Origin of the sequence: Streptomyces sp. NBC_01520 (assembly GCF_045040375.1) — a bacterium.
GTDB lineage: Bacteria > Actinomycetota > Actinomycetes > Streptomycetales > Streptomycetaceae > Streptomyces.
Map to the genome: position 1 here is coordinate 7,009,129 of NZ_CP109404.1, position 12,843 is coordinate 7,021,971.

Below are 12,843 nucleotides of genomic sequence, written 5' to 3' on the forward strand. Positions count from 1 at the left end.
GCCGGGGCTCACCGGGTGTCAGCCGGAGGCGGTGGTCACGGGCGCCGGTTCGGTCAGCTGCACGGGTTCGGTCCCGGGGGAGCTGTGGCGCGCCGCCCAGTTCTCCAGCGCGGTGCGGCACGCGTGGTCCAGGTGCTGCAGCCCGGCGAGGTCCAGCTCGATCGGCCGGTCCTGAGGCAGTGCCTCCAGACTGTCGAGTATGTTCGGCAGCCGCAGGAAGGTCGCGTTGCCCGACAGGTAGGCCCGGATGGGGCCCCCGCCCGTGTCGACGACGTCGAGCTTGAGCTGCGAGGCGTCCCACGCGGTCTTGGCCACCGACAGGGCCAGTCCGATCAGGACGCCCTCGAACATGTTCACGGTGACGATCGCCACGGCTGTGACCAGCAGGATCAGGGCCTCGCCCCGGTGCTCGCGCCAGAGTGTCGCGAGGGTGCGCAGCGGAATCAGCTTCCAGCCCGCGTGGATGAGGATCCCGGCCAGAGCGGGCAGCGGGACGAGCGCGAGGACCGACGGCAGCAGTGCCGCGAAGAGCAGCAGCCACACCGCGTGCAGGACCCGGGAGGCCTTGGTCCGCGCACCCGCCTGGACATTGGCGGCACTGCGCACGATGACCGCGGTCATCGGCAGCGCACCGAGCAGCCCGCACGCGGCGTTGCCGGCTCCCTGGGCCATGAGCTCCCTGTCGTACTCGGTACGCGGTCCGTCGTGGAGCCGGTCGACCGCGGCGGCGCTGAACAGGCTCTCGGCGGAGGCGATCAGGGTGAAGGCCAGCACGGTCCCCAGCACGCCCAGGCTCGCCAGCCGGCCGAGGTCGTCGAGCCCGGGGAACTGGACGGCGCCGAGCAGGCCCCGGACCTCGACCGTGGCGACCGGCAGGCTGAACACCAGGGTCGCGATCGTGGCCAGTACGACCGCGGCGAGTGCGCCCGGGACGGCACGGAGCCGTACCGACGTGTGCTTCCACAGCACCACCACGGCGATCGTCGCGGCGCCGACCGCGAGCGATGCCAGGGCATCGGTGTCGGCGAAGGCCCCCGCCAGGGCATCGGGGAGTCCGACGACCTTGCCCGCGCCGGAGACCGGTGCCTCCAGCCCGGCCGCGGTGTAGAGCTGGCCGGCGATGAGCACGAGCCCGATCCCGGCGAGCATGCCCTCGACGACCGAGACGGAGATGGCCCGGAACCAGCGCCCCAGCTTCAGGGCGCCCATGGTGAGCTGGAGCAGTCCGGCGCACAGCACGATCACCCCGAGCGTGGCCAGGCCGAAGGTCTGGACGGCCTCGAAGACGAGCACGGTCAGTCCGGCGGCCGGACCGGAGACCTGGAGACTGCTGCCGCGCATCATGCCGGTGAGGAGGCCGCCGACGATGCCCGTGATCAGCCCCAGCTCGGCCGGTACACCGGAGGCCACGGCGACGCCCACGCACAGCGGAAGGGCGACGAGGAAGACGACGACCGACGCGGCGAAGTCCTGCCGCAGATGGGGAAAGGCCGCACGGTCGCCCCGGACGGCCCTCACGGCGTCCGGGCGGTGTCGGAGCACACGCCGGGGGCCCGTACGGCGCCCGCACGTACCGCCGCCGCGGGGCGGGTGCCGGTGTCGGGCGCAGGGGTGATTCGGGGTCCGGAGCGGGCGATGGGCAGCGCCCGCGGGGACCGGCCGTGGGGAAGTCGGGCGGACGCCTCGGGGTGTTCCGCCGGCTGCTCGCGAAAGGACCGGACGTGTTCGACGAGGGGGCGCATATCTGTGGTTCCTCCTGGCGCGCCGTGGGCGGCGCGTCGGTGTACGAGCGGGAGCGAGGTGCTGACGGGCGCGAAGGCATGACCCCACGCGGACGCACCCGGAGGTGCGAAGCGGGTGGGTGAGGCCGGTGCGCGCCGTGGAACGGCTCAGCAGCGGAACACCTGAAGTGACGCAGGAGTGGGTGAGGCAGGGGGTCTCGACACCCGGGACGTGGCACCCGGCGCGGCAGGCGCGGCCAGGGAGCGGCGGCCCGCGGAGACGTCAGCGACGATGCAGCGGACGAGTGTGTCGGTCGCGGAGCCGGCTGCGGCGCGATGGTGGCGGTCACGGTTACGCAGAAGGCCGTTGGGCTCGCCGTCATGGACCGTGCCGTGGTACGTCCGCACGGGGTGGTGCGCGACCTGGCCGGCGGTGGCGCCCGTGAGCCGCTCCGGCGAACCGGTGGCCTGGGTGTTGTGGGCGGCCGGGAGGAGCGTGGTGGGCGCGGGAAACTGCAGGGCCAGCAGGAGGGCGGTCAGGATCGTGAGCACGAACCGGGCTGTCGCACCTCGCACCTGAGCCTCCTTCCGGACTTCGTCCGCGCGTTTATCGAAGCTAACAGGCGAAAAGGCCCGCCGAGTTGAACTCGTGTGAAGAGTCTGAAAGTCACGGTTCGAATGGGGGAAATCGGTGTGGTGAAGACCGAGGGGCGGGGGAGTTCTTGTCGGTACCCCTTTCCGGCCCCCCGTCAGCAGTTGTACGGCCAGGTCAACAGGGTTTCCCACGTGTCCTGATGGTCACTTCCCGTTCGAATGGGCGGGGTTGGCAACGCCTGCAATTCGCACACAGGTCCGGGCTGCCGGGGTGGGATTCGTCGGTTCGGAATTCATCTCTGGGTGGCGGGGAGTTCGCGGCGGGAGAGGTTCGTCGCGAGGCTGCCCGGTGGGGTCCTGGATATCCGGCGCGTGAATCAGGACAGGGATATTCGGACACGCGTGTCTTTGCCTTTGCCGGCCGGGTGGGGTGGCGTCGGGGGTGCGGCTCCGGACGCCCGGTGTGGGGCGGCGTGGCGGTGGCCCTCATGGAGGCCCCCTCGGGGTCGCCCGTCACTCCCCGCTCCGGACGTCCGGTGGGGCACAGCGTGACGGTGGTCCTCGCGGAGGCCGCTTCCCCCGCGGCTCGGCCGGTGACGCCGACGGGAGGCGTGTGTGCGGGCCGCCGCGTCACGATCCGGTCTCGGAGCACGGGCAGGGTCTTGATTTCAGCCATGTAATCGTTTCCAATCATCCGTGTAATCGATTCCACGGTGTAGTCCGCTGGATCGAGGCTCACGGAAACCACAAGGAGGTGGTCCGGAAATGGCGAGCATCAAGGATGTCGCGGCCCAGGCAGGAGTCTCTGTCGCCACGGTCTCCCGCGTCCTCAACAGCCATCCCTCCGTCAGCCCGGACGCACGCAGTCGCGTCCTCGCGGCCGTCGAGGCCCTCGGCTACCGGCCCAACGCCGTGGCCCGCTCACTGCGCACCGATCAGACCCGCACCCTCGGCCTGGTCATCAGCGACGTGCTCAACCCGTACTTCACCGCGCTCGCCCGCTCCGTCGAGGAGGAGGCCCGCGCCCTCGGCTACAGCGTGATCATCGGCAACGCCGACGAGCGGACCGAGCAGCAGGACCACCACGTCCGCACCCTGCTGGACCGCAGGATCGACGGGCTCCTCGTCTCGCCCGCCGACGGCGAATCGCCCCTGCTGCTGGAAGTGGCACGCACCGGCACCCCGATGGTCTTCGTGGACCGCTGGATGCCCGGCGTGGACGTCCCCGTCGTACGCGCCGACGGCCACCGGGCCATCCAGGACCTGGTCGCCCATCTGTACGCGCTGGGCCACCGCAGACTCGCCATCATCGCGGGCCCCGCCGCCACCACCACGGGCGACGAGCGCGTCGAGGCCTTCCGTGAGGCGATGCGCACCCACGGACTCGCGCTGCCCGACGCCTACATCGGCCAGGGCGACTTCCAGGCGGACAGCGGCCGGCGCGCCACCGAGTACTTCCTGTCGCTCCCCGAACCGCCCGAGATCGTGTTCGCCGCCGACAACCTGATGGCGCTCGGCGCACTGGACGCCATCCGCACCCACGGCCTGCGGGTCCCCGAGGACATCGGGATCGCGGCCTTCGACGACATCCCGTGGTTCGTGCACACCGGACCGCCGATCACCGCGATCGCCCAGCCGACCGGAGACCTCGGCCGTGCCGCCGTACGCGCGCTGGTCGACGTCATCGAGGGCCGCCCCCCGCAGTCCGTCACCCTGCCCGCCCGCCTCGTCGTCCGCAGCTCCTGCGGCGAGCCCGCAGGCGCGACCACCCCGAACCGTTCGGACCGGAGGAGCAACTTGTGAGCGAGTCAGACGAGTTGCTGCGCATCGAAGGCGTACGCAAGACCTTCCCCGGCGTCGTGGCCCTGGACAGCGTCGACTTCGACCTGCGCAGTGGCGAGGTGCACGTCCTGCTCGGTGAGAACGGGGCGGGCAAGAGCACCCTCATCAAGATGCTCTCCGGTGCCTACCGCCCGGACAGCGGCCGGATCTTCGCCCACGGGCACGAGGTCCGCATCCACGGCGCGCAGGACGCCGAGAGGCTCGGGATCGCCACGATCTACCAGGAGTTCAACCTGGTTCCCGATCTGACCGTGGCCGAGAACATCTTCCTGGGCCGTCAGCCGCGCCGCCTCGGCATGATCGACCGGCGGCGCATGGAAGCCGACGCCGAGGTGCTGCTGCGCCGTGTCGGCCTGCACGTCTCCCCCCGGGCCAAGGTGCGCGAACTGGGCATCGCCCGGCTGCAGATGGTCGAGATCGCCAAGGCGCTCAGCCTGGAGGCACGCGTCCTGATCATGGACGAGCCGACGGCCGTCCTCACCTCCGAGGAGGTCGACAAGCTCTTCCGGATCGTGCGGAAACTGCGCGAGGACGGTGTCGGCGTCGTCTTCATCACCCACCATCTCGACGAGATCGCGGCGCTCGGCGACCGCGTGACCGTCCTGCGCGACGGCCGCAGCATCGACCAGGTGCCCGCGTCCACGCCCGAGGCGGAGCTCGTCCAGCTGATGGTCGGCCGCAGCATCGACCAGCAGTACCCCCGTGAACGCCCGGAAACGGGAGAGCCGTTGCTCTCCGTGCGTGGACTCACCCGCGACGGGGTGTTCCACGACATCAGCTTCGAGGTGAAGGCCGGCGAGGTCGTCGGCCTCGCGGGCCTCGTCGGCGCAGGCCGCACCGAGGTCGCCCGTGCCGTCTTCGGTGCGGACCCCTACGACGCCGGGACCGTCGACGTGCTCGGCGAGCGGCTCGGCAAGCACGACGTGACCGCCGCCATGGGTGCCGGACTCGGTCTGGTGCCCGAGGACCGCAAGGGCCAGGGGCTGGTTCTCGACGCCTCCGTGCAGGAGAACCTCGGCCTCGTCACCCTGCGCTCCGCGACCCGCTCCGGCCTCGTCGACCTCAAGGGACAGCGCACGGCCGCCGCGAGGATCGCCGGGCAGCTGGGCGTACGCATGGCGGGCCTCGGCCAGCATGTCCGTACGCTCTCCGGCGGCAACCAGCAGAAGGTCGTCATCGGCAAGTGGCTGCTCGCGGACACCCGTGTGCTGATCCTCGACGAGCCGACCCGTGGCATCGACGTCGGCGCCAAGGTCGAGATCTACCAGCTCATCAACGAGCTGACGGCCTCCGGACACGCGGTCCTGATGATCTCCAGCGACCTGCCCGAGGTCCTCGGCATGAGCGACCGGGTGCTCGTCATGGCCCAGGGCCGCATCGCCGGTGAACTCCCCGTCCACGAAGCCACCCAGGACGCCGTGATGGCTCTCGCCGTCAGCGCCGCCCCCACCCCCACCCCCGCGGAAGACGCCGGGAACGCAGTGAACGAAGAGGAGGGCCCCCGTGGCCACTGACACGCTTGTGAGCAAGAAGGGCTCGGGCGGCACCACAGGACGCACGGCCCGCCGCCTTCTCCTCGACAACGGTGCCCTCAGCGCCCTGGTCGTCCTGCTGGTGGCTATGTCGCTGCTCTCCGGCGACTTCCTCACCACGCAGAACCTGCTGAACGTGGGCGTGCAGGCCGCCGTCACCGCGATCCTCGCCTTCGGTGTCACGTTCGTCATCGTGTCCGCGGGCATCGACCTCTCCGTCGGCTCGGTCGCCGCGCTCTCCGCGACGGTCATCGCATGGGCGGCGACGTCCGAGGGGGTTCCCGTCTGGCTGGCCGTCGTTCTTGGCCTCGCCACGGGCCTCGCCTGCGGTTTCGTCAACGGAGCCCTCGTCGCGTACGGGAAGCTGCCGTCGTTCATCGCGACGCTGGCCATGCTCTCCGTCGCCCGCGGACTGTCCCTGGTGATCTCCCAGGGACAGCCGATCCCCTTCCCCGACTCCGTCTCCGTACTCGGTGACACGCTCGGCGGCTGGCTCCCCGTCCCGGTCCTCGTCATGATCGTGATGGGCCTGCTCACCGCGCTCATCCTGGCCCGTACCTACATCGGCCGCTCCATGTACGCCATCGGCGGCAACGAGGAAGCGGCACGGCTCTCCGGTCTGCGCGTCAAGAAGCAGAAGCTGGCCATCTACGCCCTGGCGGGCCTCTTCGCCGCCGTCGCGGGCATCGTCCTCGCCTCCCGCCTGGTCTCCGCACAGCCGCAGGCCGCGCAGGGGTACGAACTCGACGCGATCGCCGCGGTCGTCATCGGCGGCGCCAGCCTCGCGGGCGGCGTCGGCAAGGCGTCCGGCACCCTGATCGGCGCGCTCATCCTCGCCGTGCTGCGCAACGGCCTGAACCTCCTGTCCGTGTCCGCGTTCTGGCAGCAGGTCGTCATCGGTGTCGTCATCGCCCTCGCGGTGCTGCTGGACACCCTGCGCCGCAAGGCCGGATCGGGTGCCGCGTCCGCGTCCGGTTCCTCCGCCACGTCCGGAGCGCCGGGGTCCGGCCGTAAGGGAGCGCTCAAGGCCGGCCTCGCGCTGGTCTGCGTGGCCGCAGTCATCGCCGCCGTGACGTTCTTCAACTCCGGTTCCTCCGGCGGCACCACCAAGGTGGGCATGTCGCTCTCCACCCTCAACAACCCCTTCTTCGTCCAGATGAAGGAGGGTGCCCAGGCCGAGGCGAAGAAGGCCGGGATCGACCTCACCGTCACCGACGCCCAGAACGACGCCGCGCAACAGGCCAACCAGCTGCAGAACTTCACCAGTTCAGGGGTGGGCTCCATCATCGTCAACCCGGTGGACTCCGACGCCGTCGGGCCCGGTGTCCGCAGTGCCAACAAGGCCGGCATCCCGGTGGTCGCCGCGGACCGCGGTGTCAACGGGGCGGAGACCGCGACGCTCGTCGCCTCCGACAACGTCGCAGGCGGCAAGCTCGCCGCCGACGCACTCGCCGACAAGCTCGGCGGCAAGGGCAGCATCGTCGTCCTCCAGGGCACCGCCGGCACCTCCGCGAGCCGTGAGCGCGGCGCGGGCTTCGCCGAAGGCATCAAGGCGTACCCCGGCATCAAGGTCGTCGCCACCCAGCCGGCCGACTTCGACCGGACCAAGGGCCTGGACGTCATGACCAACCTGCTCCAGTCGCACCCCGGGATCACCGGTGTCTTCGCCGAGAACGACGAGATGGCGCTCGGCGCCACCAAGGCCCTCGGCAGCAAGGCCGGAACGTCCGTCTCGGTCGTCGGCTTCGACGGCACGCCGGACGGCCTGAAGGCGGTCGAGGCAGGCACGCTGTACGCGTCCGTCGCCCAGCAGCCGAAGGAACTGGGCAGGATCGCCGTGCAGAACGCGGTCAGGGCCGCGGACGACGAGAAGATCAAGGACATGGTGAAGGTGCCGGTCAAGGTCGTCACCCAGAAGAACGTCGCCGACTTCTCCTGACCCGCAGGCCCAAGGAAGGCAGCACCACAGATGTACGAGAACGAGGACTCCGCCGCCCCCGCCCGGGACCCGGCCCCCGCCCGGTACGACCTCCTGGTCGTCGGTTCGGCCAACGCCGACCTGGTCGTCGGCGTCGACCGCCGCCCCGCACCGGGGGAGACGGTGCTCGGCACCGACCTCGTCGTCCACCCGGGCGGCAAGGGAGCCAACCAGGCGGTCGCCGCCGGCCGCCTCGGCGCCCGTACAGCCCTGCTGGCCCGGGTCGGTGACGACGCCCACGGACGGCTCCTGCTGCAATCGCAGCGGGCGGCGGGCGTCGACACCGGCGGAGTCCTCGTCGGCGGGGCGCCCACCGGGGTGGCCCTGATCACGGTGGACCCCTCGGGCGACAACAGCATCGTCGTCTCCCCGGGGGCCAACGCCCGGCTCACCCCCGAGGACATCAGGGCGGCAGCACCCCTGTTCGACGCGGCCCGGGTCGTCTCCGTACAGCTGGAGATCCCCCTGGAGACCGTGGCCGAGACGGCCCGCGCCCTCACCCCCGGCACCCGGCTCGTCCTCAACCCGTCCCCGCCAGCACCCCTGCCCGAGGACGTGCTGACGGCCTGCGACCCGCTCGTGGTCAACGAGCACGAGGCCCGCTACCTCCTGGGCATCCTGGGGGAGCCGGCCGGCACCGCACCGGAGGACTGGGCGACCGCCCTGCTCAGGCACGGTCCGCGCTCCGTCGTGGTCACCCTGGGCGCGGCGGGCGCCCTCGTCGCCGACAGCCGGAGCGACGACGACCCCGTACGCGTACCGAGCCCCGAGGTCCACGCGGTGGACACGACGGGCGCCGGTGACGCGTTCACCGCCGCCCTGGCCTGGCGCCTCGGCCTCGGGGAGGAACTGGCCGAGGCCGCCGCGTACGCCGTCCGGGTGGGCGCCGCGGCTGTCACCCGACAGGGCGCGCAGGCGTCCTTCCCCACCGCCGAAGAGGTCGTCGCACCGTGAGGAAGTCAGGCATCCTCAACCGCCATCTCGCCGGTGCGCTGGCCGAGTTGGGCCACGGCGACGGCGTCCTGGTCTGCGACGTCGGCATGCCCGTCCCGCCCGGTCCCCGAGTCGTCGACCTGGCCTTCCGGGCAGGCGTCCCGGCCTTCTCCGAGGTGCTCGACGGCCTGCTCGACGAGCTGGTGGTGGAGTCCGCCACAGCGGCCGAGGAGGTACGGGACGCCAACCCGGACGCCGCCCGCCTCCTGACCGCCCGCCTCCCGGTGCTCACCCATGTCCCGCACGCGGAGCTCAAGGCACTGTCGGCCGGGGCGCGGCTGGTGGTGCGGACGGGGGAGGCCCGCCCGTACGCCAATGTGCTGTTGCGGTGCGGGGTCTTCTTCTGATCCGTGGGCAGGCTGTGTCCTCGCCCGCGGACCCTCACGCCACCAGCGGTTCGCTCAGCTCGACGGAACGCAGCGCCGCGGCCAGCGCCTGTGCGTCACCGACGTCGAGGGCGGTGTCGGTCAGCTTGATGACGTGTTCGTCGCCGTGTGCCAGGGCCTGCTCGAAGACCTCTTCCGGGGTGAGGGTGCCCGGCGGGTCGTACGCGGCCGGGGCGTCGGGTGCGTACATGGCGGTCACCGCCGCGGACGCCGTCCAGGCGGCCCGCAGGCCGGGTACCCACAGGACACGCGGGAGCGCGGGCAGGGTACGCAGCACGGCGTTCGGCGCGGTGGCCGCGTGGACCAGCATGGTCGCCTCGCCGTGGCCGTGCGTGGCGTACCGGTGGGTGGCGGCCCGCACCAGTTCGGTGAGGCGGCCGTACGCCTCGTCCGGGTCCGTGATCGCCGCCGCCCACACCGGCAGACCGGTGACACGGCCGAGCCGGTCGGGGAAGCCGCCGTCGCGTCCGGCGATCGGCGCGACCGCGTCGAGGGCGGCGGCCGCGCTGTCGGCGCCGGGCAGCGGAGCGAGTCCGTCGACGGGGCGGAAGCGGGCGGCCCAGTAGCCGAGGCCGTGGGCGAGCTCGGCCAGGCGCGGCTCGGTGGCCTTGCGGGTCGCCCCGGTCGCCCCGTCGGCCAGCAGGGTGCGTACCGCGTGGCCCACCCGGATCACCGGGTGCGTCGCGCCGCCGTACATGCCGGGCAGCAGACGGGGCCACCACACGGTGAGCACGTCGCGCCACGGGCGGTCGGTGATCTCCCGGCCGAAGTAGTCGATCCAGTCCGCGGCACGGCGTGGATCGCCCAGCGCTGCCCGCCAGTTGACGTCCGTGACGGGCTCCACCCCGGGCGGGAACTCCTCCAGCCTGGATGCGTACAGATCGAGCCACCGGTGCACGGAACCCGCCCGGCCATGAGCGGCCAGGGCCTCGACGGCCATCGGCGCGTGATTGGTCAGCCGCCCCAGTCGCTCCGGTCCCGAACCGTGCAGTCGCTGGAGCGCCTCGTCGAGAATGCCCGTCGTGTCCATGGTCAGGACGGTAGGCGAGACCCTTCGGCGGCGTAACAGGCTGAAGACCTAGGACCGCGGCCCCGGACACCCGGGGAACCGGTCCTAGGTGTCACCCGTGGGCGGGTGGCGTGGCGTTGAGGGGGTGGAGAACCGCCCCTGCCGCTGACGCGGCGACGCCGAAGAGGAGCTACCCCACGAAGTGGACCGACAGATCGCCGACCTACGCCGCGTGCACGGCGGCCGTGCTGATGGGCCTGTCCAGGGCGTCGAGCAGGCTGTCGGCTCACCCACGACCACGGCACCCTCGGCGGGTACGGCAGCCACGGTGGCCCTTCCGCTCCTCCCCACGCAGCGGACACGCAGACCCCTGTGCGGATCGTCGCTCCCGGAGAGCGGGTTGTGGTGACGCGGGACGCGAGTGTCTGGCTGACCGGGGACCGTCGGGTCTGTGATCAGGTGAAGAGGGTCAAGGGCTGCTATCCGTTGACCGATACCGATGGGCCGTTCGTCGGTCTGGTCACGGGTACGGGTACGTCGGACCGGCAGCACTGGATCGGGGACTTCGAGGTGCCGGGCGCGGCCCGTGCGGTGGTGCGCGACGCCGGGGGTGCGTGCGAGGGCACCTTGATCACACCGGCCGGGAAACCGGGATGGGGCGCGTGGTACGTGGGCCTCCCGACGCACGGGGCGGGGGAGCCGGCGGTTCTGGACGGTCTGACCGTGTACGACTCGGCCGGAAGGATCCTCGTCGAGAAGAGACTGTCCGGGGACTGACGTCTCAGGGCGTGACGTACTCGCCCCAGCCGAACGTCGCGATGTACGCCCGCCGGACCGCGTCGCGCCCACGCGCACCCCGGATGTGGACGACCGCCAGGGCGAGGGCGAACCACGCCGTGCAGACTCCGGAGACGATCAGGACCCAGCGGGGGCCGGAGAAACCGGCGGCCACGAGCAGCGCGCCTATGGTTAGGGCCAGACCGAGGTGGGCACCACCGACATCTGCCCGCAGCAACTGCCGTACAGCTTGCCTGTCCCCGCGAAGGTCTCGCGTGCAGCGCTCACGCGCTGCTTCGCCGTCCGGACCGGGCCGGTCGGAGTGTGGCATGAGGGTCCCCCTCCGTCACCGCCATTCTGGAGGACGGAAGCACGGGCGATGCGGTCAATCCCGTTAACTGCCCGGTGCGCAGGTTTTCGCACGGGAGCCCTCGGGGCTTCCCGTCGCCCTCGCGTACAGAGCCGAAAATACTGGCAGTTCGGGAAAGCGCGCGCTAGGCTGCCCGCGATGATGACTCACTCTGTTCACAGATTGGGGGACCCGTCCGCGCAAGGTGAGTGCTGATGCTCACTCAGATCGCGAATCGGGATTCCCACCCGTCCTTCTGGCTGCGCGTGCGCGAGTTCGCCGTGCCGCCCTCCATGATCGAGACTGCGACCGCCCGCCGTGCCGCCGGGGACTGGGCAGGGGCGTGCGCCGCCGCAGGCTTCGACGTCGATCTCGACCTACGGTCCGTGGCGCGTACCCACGGACATGCGTACACGGCCCGGATCCGGACCGATCTGCGCCATCTCGCACCCGACCTGCTGCGCTGGCACATGCCGAGGATCGCTCCGCACGGTCTGCTGCGCCCCGGTCTGACCATCGCCCTGGCCGCGTACGACACCGTGGGGCGTGATGGCGCGCCACCGTTGCGGCTCGTGGTCCGGACGCCGCCCGCCTGGGCGGACGCCGGCCAGCGGATCAGCCTCGCCCTGTGGGACGGCTCCCGCGCCGGGGCAGGTGCTCGCCGCCATCCGCACCCCCACCCGAACCGGCGTTTCCGCCTCGACCTGCACCGCCACCTGTGGGACGCGCGCAGGACCGGCGAGCTGCGGACCCGCTCCGGGGCCGGCACCCGGCCCGCAGACCCTTTCGACGTGGACCCGGAGGTACGGGAACGGGTGCCGCCGGGACGCGGTTGCGCCCTGGACCGGTGGGGTGCCGAGGCGGAGACGCTGCTCCGTGCCGAGGGGCGGACGGACGGTCGTGTGGCCGTACGGTTCGGGTCCCGGCACCGGCTCCACCTGGACCTCGCCGCGGACCGGGACGGCCCGCGCTCCCTGCGCGTCGCGGAACCGGACACCCGGGACGGCGCCCCCGCGCCGCCGATCCTGCCGGACGCGGCGACCTGGGTCCTGCCCGACCTGGAACTCCTGCGCACCGGAGCGATCGAGCCCGGCCTGCTCCATCCGCTGGTCGTCGCGGCCCTGGTCCCGGACCACACACCGGCAGGGGACCCCCCGCCGCCGTACGAGGCGGGCAGGCCGCGCCTCGTCGAGTGCCGGGGCGCCCGGCACCGGATCGGCCTGGTCGACGGAGTCCTGGTCCCGCTGGACCACGACCCCGGCGAGATCCGCCGGGAGGAACTCCTCGTCGCGCTGACCGGCACCCCGCTGCCCTGCCTGCGGGCCATCGACGAGGCGCACCGGCATCCGGACTGCCTCGCCGGTGTCCGCGAGCGACTGGACCACGGCGACACCGCCGGTGCTCTGGCCGTCGTCGAGGGCCTGCTCGGCCCCGGCGCGGTGCTGCGCAGCGGCGCCCTGCGGGACGAACTCGAAGCGGCCGCGCGACGGCGGATCACCTACGGGCTGTTCAGGGCGGACCTGATCGGACCCGGACCCGTCCGCTACCGCCCGGACCACACCCTCATCCGCGATCCCCACGCACGCCCGCGCCAACCGAACTTCCGCTGACCGCCGGGTCCTTCGTCCGCCCGCCGCCACGCCCGCGGCACCCCCTTGCCCC

Annotated in this window: 11 protein-coding genes; 7 read left to right on the forward strand and 4 right to left on the reverse strand. The window is 72.0% G+C overall.

Features of this window, described 5'->3' with window-relative positions:
- Positions 1-18 precede the first annotated feature (18 nt).
- Positions 19-1,542, reverse strand: coding sequence for a SulP family inorganic anion transporter (locus tag OG524_RS31595; protein ID WP_405812121.1), 1,524 nt, complete (start codon positions 1,540-1,542; stop codon positions 19-21).
- A gap of 347 nt (positions 1,543-1,889) precedes the next feature.
- A complete protein-coding gene (locus OG524_RS31600; RefSeq protein ID WP_405387169.1) occupies positions 1,890-2,297 on the reverse strand; it encodes a hypothetical protein in 408 nt (135 codons plus the stop codon).
- Between the two features lie 783 nt (positions 2,298-3,080).
- Here OG524_RS31600 and OG524_RS31605 point away from each other — a divergent pair.
- The 5 genes from OG524_RS31605 to rbsD are packed head-to-tail and all read left to right on the forward strand — an operon-like array spanning position 3,081 to position 9,007.
- Positions 3,081-4,118: a LacI family DNA-binding transcriptional regulator gene (locus OG524_RS31605; RefSeq protein WP_405387166.1), complete on the forward strand. Its 1,038-nt coding sequence runs from the start codon at positions 3,081-3,083 to the stop codon at positions 4,116-4,118.
- Entirely contained in the window at positions 4,115-5,671 is a 1,557-nt protein-coding gene (locus OG524_RS31610; protein ID WP_405812122.1) for a sugar ABC transporter ATP-binding protein, read from the forward strand. Before OG524_RS31605 ends, OG524_RS31610 begins: the two co-directional genes overlap by 4 nt.
- Entirely contained in the window at positions 5,661-7,628 is a 1,968-nt protein-coding gene (locus OG524_RS31615; protein WP_405387163.1) for a substrate-binding domain-containing protein, read from the forward strand. The genes OG524_RS31610 and OG524_RS31615 overlap by 11 nt, the downstream gene beginning before the upstream one ends.
- Positions 7,629-7,658: 30 nt before the next feature.
- Positions 7,659-8,621 carry a ribokinase gene (locus tag OG524_RS31620; protein ID WP_405387161.1) on the forward strand — a complete coding sequence of 321 codons (963 nt, stop codon included), beginning with the start codon at positions 7,659-7,661 and terminating at the stop codon, positions 8,619-8,621.
- Entirely contained in the window at positions 8,618-9,007 is a 390-nt protein-coding gene (rbsD, locus tag OG524_RS31625; RefSeq protein ID WP_405387159.1) for a D-ribose pyranase, read from the forward strand. Before OG524_RS31620 ends, rbsD begins: the two co-directional genes overlap by 4 nt.
- 34 nt (positions 9,008-9,041) lie before the next feature.
- Here the strand turns inward: rbsD and OG524_RS31630 are convergent, their stop codons facing one another.
- Entirely contained in the window at positions 9,042-10,076 is a 1,035-nt protein-coding gene (locus OG524_RS31630) for a questin oxidase family protein (RefSeq protein WP_405387157.1), read from the reverse strand.
- Between the two features lie 465 nt (positions 10,077-10,541).
- Between OG524_RS31630 and OG524_RS31635 the strand changes: the two genes are divergently transcribed.
- Positions 10,542-10,832 carry a hypothetical protein gene (locus tag OG524_RS31635; RefSeq protein WP_405812123.1) on the forward strand — a complete coding sequence of 97 codons (291 nt, stop codon included), beginning with the start codon at positions 10,542-10,544 and terminating at the stop codon, positions 10,830-10,832.
- Between the two features lie 4 nt (positions 10,833-10,836).
- On the opposite strand, the gene OG524_RS31640 is transcribed toward OG524_RS31635, so the two are convergent.
- A complete protein-coding gene (locus OG524_RS31640) occupies positions 10,837-11,007 on the reverse strand; it encodes a hypothetical protein (RefSeq protein WP_405812124.1) in 171 nt (56 codons plus the stop codon).
- 389 nt (positions 11,008-11,396) lie between these two features.
- On the opposite strand from OG524_RS31640, the gene OG524_RS31645 reads away from it, so the two are divergent.
- Positions 11,397-12,791 (forward strand): hypothetical protein, encoded by a 1,395-nt coding sequence (locus OG524_RS31645; RefSeq protein WP_405387152.1) that lies wholly within the window; start codon positions 11,397-11,399, stop codon positions 12,789-12,791.
- Positions 12,792-12,843 lie beyond the last annotated feature (52 nt).